Below are 6,047 nucleotides of genomic sequence, written 5' to 3'. Positions count from 1 at the left end.
CGCCCCTTTATAAGCCCCGTCTCCCGTTGATTTGAAGTGTCTTTTTTTTGTTGTCGCACTCAACGGGAGTCCTCTTTTGACATTTTTAAGATAGAATCGTACTGGTCATGTAACGAAATGTCTCGACTCGCTCTGAAAATCTCAAACCTTTATCTACTTATACTCACAGGGTGATTGAGACTATAGCTAAAAAAACTTAAAACAAAAATGATCATTTTTCAACAAAGTTGGGTACATTATGAACTAGAGAAAAAAAACTTTTAAATTAACTCTCACAGGAGATAATCAAAATGAAACCAGAAGTAACCCTAAAATATTTATCCTACCTTCGTGACAAGAAAGCCAACAATGAAGGTTTTACCTTAATCGAACTCTTAGTAGTAGTTATCATCATCGGTGTATTAGCAGCAGTTGCGTTACCTAACCTCTTAGGACAAGTTGGTAAAGCCAGAGAAACCGAAATCAAAAACGCTGTAGGTACTATCAACCGCTCTCAACAAGCCTACCACTTCGAGCGCCAGGTATTTAGCCCCGGTATTGATAACCTAGGTTTAAAAATTCCTACTGAGTATATCACGAGTAATTTGGCAGCAGACACTGCTGATGGTATTGTGGCATCTACTACTATTGGTGCGCTCCCAGCTGGTACAGGTGCAGAAGCAGCGACCTTCATTCCTGTTAACGCTAACTTCAAAAAAGATGGTACTCGCGCTTATACCGGAACCATTCTCCACCGTAATGGTGAATATGCTCAAATCGTTTGTCAAAGTAACGATGTTGCATCTAGTCTTCCTGGTGCGTTAACTGCTTCTGGTTTAACTGTTATCACTACTGACCCAGAAAGTACGGGTGGTCTGGGAGAAGTTTCTATTGATGATGGAAACAGCTATTTTGCTTTTGGTGCTACTTACTGTGGTGCCGCCGCCGTTGCCGTGAGATAATTTTCCATCATAAGTTTTTACTTTACGAAACAAATTAAGCCAGATTGTAAGATTTACTTCTGGCTTTTATTATATTCTAGTACTCAAACAAAATATTTTATATATGACGTTTCCCAGATTTTTTAACCGATTAGTCTTTAATAGGTTTACAATAACAAATCTGCTAAGTGTCATAAAGTGTTAATTTTTCCTTAGACAAATCTAGAGCAATTATGAAGAAATCAACACCCTACAAATTAATCTTTGCTCTTAACCGTTCCTCTCAAGGTTTTACCCTAGTTGAACTGTTGGTGGTGATAATTATTCTCGGTATTCTCTCTGCTATTGCGTTACCGAATTTTTTGAAGCAAGTAGGAAAAGCCAGAGATGTAGAGTTTAGAAATGCAGTAGGCACGATAAATCGAGGGCAACAGGCTTTCCACTGGGAAAGACAGGTATTTGCTGATGGAACAACGTTTCAAGAGACTTTTAGGGCTTTAAATGTAACCATCAACAGTGGTTATATTGATGATTATGTGTTTGAAACCACTGACACAAACGCTACAATTCAGTTAGTTAATAATAATTTCAAAGCTGATGGTACTAAGGCTTATGCTGGGGGTACTTTCTTCCAAGATGGTGACTATTTTACCATTGCTTGTCAGTCTCTTGATGTGGAGTCTCAAATTGCAGCGCCCCTCACCGCTACAGATTGTGGGGTAAATGAGAGATTAAAATAGATATCACCCCAATCTTTTCCTGCACGAAATTGGTGCAAGAGCAGAAAAGGGAGGGGAAGTTAGAATTTAGAAAACAATTAGTTTTATATTCTTCATTCCTTCTACTATCCATTACCCTCATAATTCAATTCCACCTTTTCCCCTAGAACTATTTAAGCGCCCACCGCCTCTTTGGCAGCGTACATCACTTCGAGGGTAATTTGTTCAAAACCTCTGTCACGGGCGAATTTCTCCGTATTACGTTTAACTTTTCCCCGCACGAAACCCGGTACTTTATTCAACTCTCCTTGAGCTTCTTTATCCCAAAATAAGTCAGAATCTGCCGAAATTCCTTTGGTGATAACTTCTTTGGTATCATGCCCACCAAAAATCTCTAATAAATGGTCTTCCATTCCTAGGGTAAAGGAATTATAGATTAAATCGGTAATTTGATTAGTACCTTCATAACCCAAAAATGGTCTGTAACCAATGGGGAAGTTTTGGATGTGGATGGGCGCTGCAATTACCCCGCAAGGAATATTAAGACGTTTACCCACATGACGCTCCATTTGTGTGCCAAAAATGGCAGATGGCTCTAACCTAGCAATAGCATCACCAATTTCCCCATTATCCTCACTGACAAGAATATTATCGCAATACTCACTCACTTCCCGTCTAAACCAATCCTCATCATACTTGCAATAAGTACCAGCCAAAACCACATTAATACCCATTTCCCTGACTAAAATTTTTGTCATGGATGCCGCATGGGTATTATCGCCAAAAACTACCGCTTTTTTACCTGTTAAATTTTGGCAATCAATGGAGCGAGAAAACCAAGCAGATTCAGACACATAAAGGGTTTGATGCTCGATAAAATCCTCATAATCAACCTCAGCGCCCTTCGCCGTTAACACTTCTTGTATTTTACGGATACAGCGCGCGGTTTCTACTACTCCCATGGGGGTTATATCAACAAACGGTTGATCAAATTGCGTTTGTAAATATTCTGCGGTAGCCAAGCCTAATTCACGATAGGGCAAAAGGTTAAACCATGCTTGGGGTAAAGTTTTTAACTCCTCAACGGTGGCTTTATCAGGAATAATCAGGTTAATTTCAATACCCAAATCTGCCATCAATTTTTTCAACTCTCGACAATCATGATGATTATGAAAACCGAGGGTAGAAATACCAATAATATTAACGGAAGGATGGGGAGTCCTTGTGGTGCTTATATCGCCTTTTTTTTGTGCTTTTTCGATGTAAAACTTGACAATTTGCGCTAAAGTACGATCCGCCGCCTGTAACTCGTTATAACGGTAATGGTTAACATCGGCTAACATGACATCACCCTTACTATTTAACTGAGCTCGACTGACAAAATTTTGCAAATCTTCTTGTAATATACTAGAAGTACAAGTAGGAGTAAGGACGATTAAATCGGGGCTTTCTTCTTGATCTTTTCTGACAATATTATCAATAACTTTTTCTTGGGAACCGCGCGCTAAAACGTTACGATCAACAATACTGGCAGTAACGGGGGTAAAATCTCTTTCTCGCTCTAACATGGAGCGCATAACGTTAAAATAATCATCGCCGAGGGGTGCGTGCATGATAGCATGGACGTTTTTAAATGAACTGGCAATGCGTAGAGTGCCGATGTGCGCTGGTCCTGCATACATCCAGTAAGCTAGTTTCATGGGTTTTTATCTCCGAGTGGGTGATGGCTTCTCCTCTTAGTTTGCTACTTTTTTCCCCTTTATTCTCCTTTTCATTTACAAATATTCATTTAAACAATGGACAATGGATAATTGACAATGGATAATGAAAGAGTATTAAGTTAATCAAGGTTTGCTGAATAAAGTTAGAAGTTTTGATTCATGAAGATTACAGGAGTTTTCATTTCCTTAAACTACACTTTAGATTGTCAGAAAACTCCCTTTGCGCCTTTGCGCATCGAGGCGAGAAACAAAAAACTTAGATATTAGGGAAAAATACGACTTTAGTAATAATTCCTAATAATCCTGTTACTAAGACACCAACCAAACCCAAAAACCCTAGCGTTAAAGTATTGAAACGAGTATTAATAGAAATTTCTAGCTTGTCAATTTTGTTATCTAGTTTTTCTTCCAAAGTATCAATTTTACTATCTAGTGTTTCTCCTAAAGTATCGATTTTACTATCTAATTTATCGATTTTGTTGTTTAGTTTTTCTTCTAAAGCATCGATTTTGTGATCTAGTTTTTCTTCTAAAGCATCGATTTTGTGATCTAGTTTTTCTTCTAAAGCATCAATTTTGTTGTCTAGTTTTTCTTCTAAAGCATCGACTTTACCGTCTAATTTATCGATTTTACTGTCTAATTTATTGACTAAAGTCTCGATTTTACTGTCTAATTTATCGATTTTACTGTCTAATTTATTGAGTACATCAATCAAACTAACTTCGACTGTTTGTGCCATGATCAAGTATTCCTAATTTCAATGTTAATGAAAAATGAGTAGTTCATCGCTACTGTTTTTGGTTTTCATTCTAGCCTACTTCTCTATTTGTTAACTGAGAAACTATCCAGCGCCCTCCCTCCGAGTTGTAAACTATAAAGACTATCGATATTGTTAATGTAAAGAGGTTGACCATCGGTGAGGTGCGCTAAAACTAATTGAGTATCTTGGGCGAATAAACCGCGCCGACTACCTACTTCCAATTCTGTTATTGTCTCACCTTGTAATAATTTCCCCTTTTCGCCCTCAAAAATTAATACTCCTTCATCGCCATAAACTTCTAAAGTGCGATTACTGACAGAAAAAACTTCACCCTTGCCATAAGTAACCGTCACCGCCACCTGATTTTTAAACTTCAACTGCGCCTGACACCAACAAGAATGAAAATAACCGGCGGAGGGCGCATTCCAAAAGCGCCCTTCACAATATACTTGATCTACTTCACCAAAAATATTAGTAAAACGGTTAAAACGAGACTGCGCCGCCATGAGAGGAAAACCATAATCATGATGATTATAAGTCCAATAAGGCGTAAATTTGGGCTTGGCTAAAATGGTAGTATAACGTGCTAAGAAAGGATTACCAATTAAATGAAGATTATCTACCAGCGCCCGATGCACACCGCTTAAAATTTCGATATGCTCAATATGAAGTAATTTTCTTTTTACCTTAGCTAAATTAATCAACTCTGGGGCTTCTGCCGGTTGAATCGTGAGGGGATACTCGACAATAACGTGTTTATCAGCCAACAGCGCTTCTCGCACGATAGTGCCATGGAGGTAGTTAACATTAGAAATACAGACTAAATCAATGGACTGATTTTTAATTAAATCCTGCCAACTGTAAATATGATGGATACCGTGGGTTTGAGCAAAATCTTTGGTTTTATCGGGAGTATTCCCACTCACCGCCACTAATTCAGTATGAGGTGATTCGTTAAAGGCTTCCGCACGTCTAGCGGCGGCGTATCCAGTGCCAATAATACCTACTTTTAATGGTAATTCTCTGATGTTATAATCTTGGTTCATATTAGTCAAAAGGGCAAAGGGGAAGAGAAGTTAGAATTTAGAAAACAATTACTTATATCTTCATCTCATTATCAATTATCCATTATCCATTGTCAATTTCCCCTCAGAGGTAAAATAATGATTCAAGTCAATGCTTCATCTTCAAAACAGTTACAAATTGAAGATTTGGGATTAATTTCCTATCATCAGGCTTGGCTATATCAAAAACAATTATTACAGCAACGATTGAACGATGCTAATTCAACAGATATTCTTTTGATTGCTGAACATAACCCCGTTTATACTCTCGGTACAGGGTCAACCCTCGATAACCTCAAATTTGACCTAAAAACCTTTACAGGGGAGTTATATCGCATCGAGAGGGGGGGAGAAGTAACATATCATTGTCCCGGTCAGATTGTGGCTTATCCCATTTTAAATTTACGGCATCATCAGCAGGATTTACATTGGTATCTGAGAAATTTAGAGCAAGTGATGATTAATTTATTGGCAATTTACGGGGTGGAAGGTAAGCGAATTCAGGGTTTGACGGGAGTCTGGGTAGAAAATGAAAAGGTAGGGGCGCTGGGTATCAAAGTTAAACGCTGGATTACCATGCACGGTTTTAGCTTTAATGTAAATTGTGATTTGGCTGGTTTTAAAGAGATTATCCCTTGTGGTATTAAGGATAAAGGAGTGACGAAATTATCTCATTTTGTGGAAAATGTTGACATAGTAGAAGTTAAACAAAATTTGAGCGAGGTTTTTAAAGCAGTTTTTGGTTATGAGTGAAAAATAAGAAATTATCTTGAAATGTGAGTGAAAGACCCCCGTTGAATTTCTCAACAAAAAAATACCCACTGAAATCAACGGGGGATGTAAACGAACCAACAAAAAAATCG

At 38.1% G+C, this 6,047-nt stretch carries 6 protein-coding genes; 3 read left to right on the top strand and 3 right to left on the bottom strand.

The window, feature by feature from the left end; translation table 11 throughout:
* Positions 1-290 precede the first annotated feature (290 nt).
* Both IGQ45_12970 and IGQ45_12965 read left to right on the top strand, forming a co-directional pair.
* Positions 291-941 carry a prepilin-type N-terminal cleavage/methylation domain-containing protein gene (locus IGQ45_12970; protein ID MBF2058091.1) on the top strand — a complete coding sequence of 217 codons (651 nt, stop codon included), beginning with the start codon at positions 291-293 and terminating at the stop codon, positions 939-941.
* A 212-nt stretch (positions 942-1,153) separates the two neighbouring features.
* A complete protein-coding gene (locus IGQ45_12965) occupies positions 1,154-1,660 on the top strand; it encodes a prepilin-type N-terminal cleavage/methylation domain-containing protein (protein MBF2058090.1) in 507 nt (168 codons plus the stop codon).
* Between the two features lie 152 nt (positions 1,661-1,812).
* Here IGQ45_12965 and IGQ45_12960 read toward each other — a convergent pair whose 3' ends face one another.
* The 3 genes from IGQ45_12960 to IGQ45_12950 form a co-directional block, all read right to left on the bottom strand.
* Positions 1,813-3,339, bottom strand: a complete 1,527-nt coding sequence (locus tag IGQ45_12960) for a ferredoxin:protochlorophyllide reductase (ATP-dependent) subunit B (GenBank protein MBF2058089.1) — start codon at positions 3,337-3,339, stop codon at positions 1,813-1,815.
* 277 nt (positions 3,340-3,616) lie between these two features.
* Positions 3,617-4,099 carry an apolipoprotein A1/A4/E family protein gene (locus IGQ45_12955; GenBank protein MBF2058088.1) on the bottom strand — a complete coding sequence of 161 codons (483 nt, stop codon included), beginning with the start codon at positions 4,097-4,099 and terminating at the stop codon, positions 3,617-3,619.
* Between the two features lie 83 nt (positions 4,100-4,182).
* Positions 4,183-5,166, bottom strand: coding sequence for a Gfo/Idh/MocA family oxidoreductase (locus IGQ45_12950; protein ID MBF2058087.1), 984 nt, complete (start codon positions 5,164-5,166; stop codon positions 4,183-4,185).
* A gap of 117 nt (positions 5,167-5,283) precedes the next feature.
* Between IGQ45_12950 and lipB the strand changes: the two genes are divergently transcribed.
* The gene (lipB, locus tag IGQ45_12945; GenBank protein ID MBF2058086.1) at positions 5,284-5,937 is read left to right on the top strand and encodes a lipoyl(octanoyl) transferase LipB; all 654 of its coding nucleotides are present in this window, start codon (positions 5,284-5,286) and stop codon (positions 5,935-5,937) included.
* Positions 5,938-6,047: the final 110 nt, after the last annotated feature.

Origin of the sequence: Cyanobacterium sp. T60_A2020_053, from assembly GCA_015272165.1 — a bacterium.
Lineage (GTDB): Bacteria > Cyanobacteriota > Cyanobacteriia > Cyanobacteriales > Cyanobacteriaceae > Cyanobacterium.
This window is presented reverse-complemented; position numbering and strand designations above follow the sequence as displayed.

Bases quoted from the DNA above. Each gene is read 5' to 3' on its own strand.
- IGQ45_12970 (MBF2058091.1), top strand. From the start codon at position 291: ATGAAACCAGAAGTAACCCTAAAATATTTATCCTACCTTCGTGACAAG.
- IGQ45_12965 (MBF2058090.1), top strand. From the start codon at position 1,154: ATGAAGAAATCAACACCCTACAAATTAATCTTTGCTCTTAACCGTTCC.
- IGQ45_12960 (MBF2058089.1), bottom strand. From the start codon at position 3,339: ATGAAACTAGCTTACTGGATGTATGCAGGACCAGCGCACATCGGCACT.
- IGQ45_12955 (MBF2058088.1), bottom strand. From the start codon at position 4,099: ATGGCACAAACAGTCGAAGTTAGTTTGATTGATGTACTCAATAAATTA.
- IGQ45_12950 (MBF2058087.1), bottom strand. From the start codon at position 5,166: ATGAACCAAGATTATAACATCAGAGAATTACCATTAAAAGTAGGTATT.
- lipB (MBF2058086.1), top strand. From the start codon at position 5,284: ATGATTCAAGTCAATGCTTCATCTTCAAAACAGTTACAAATTGAAGAT.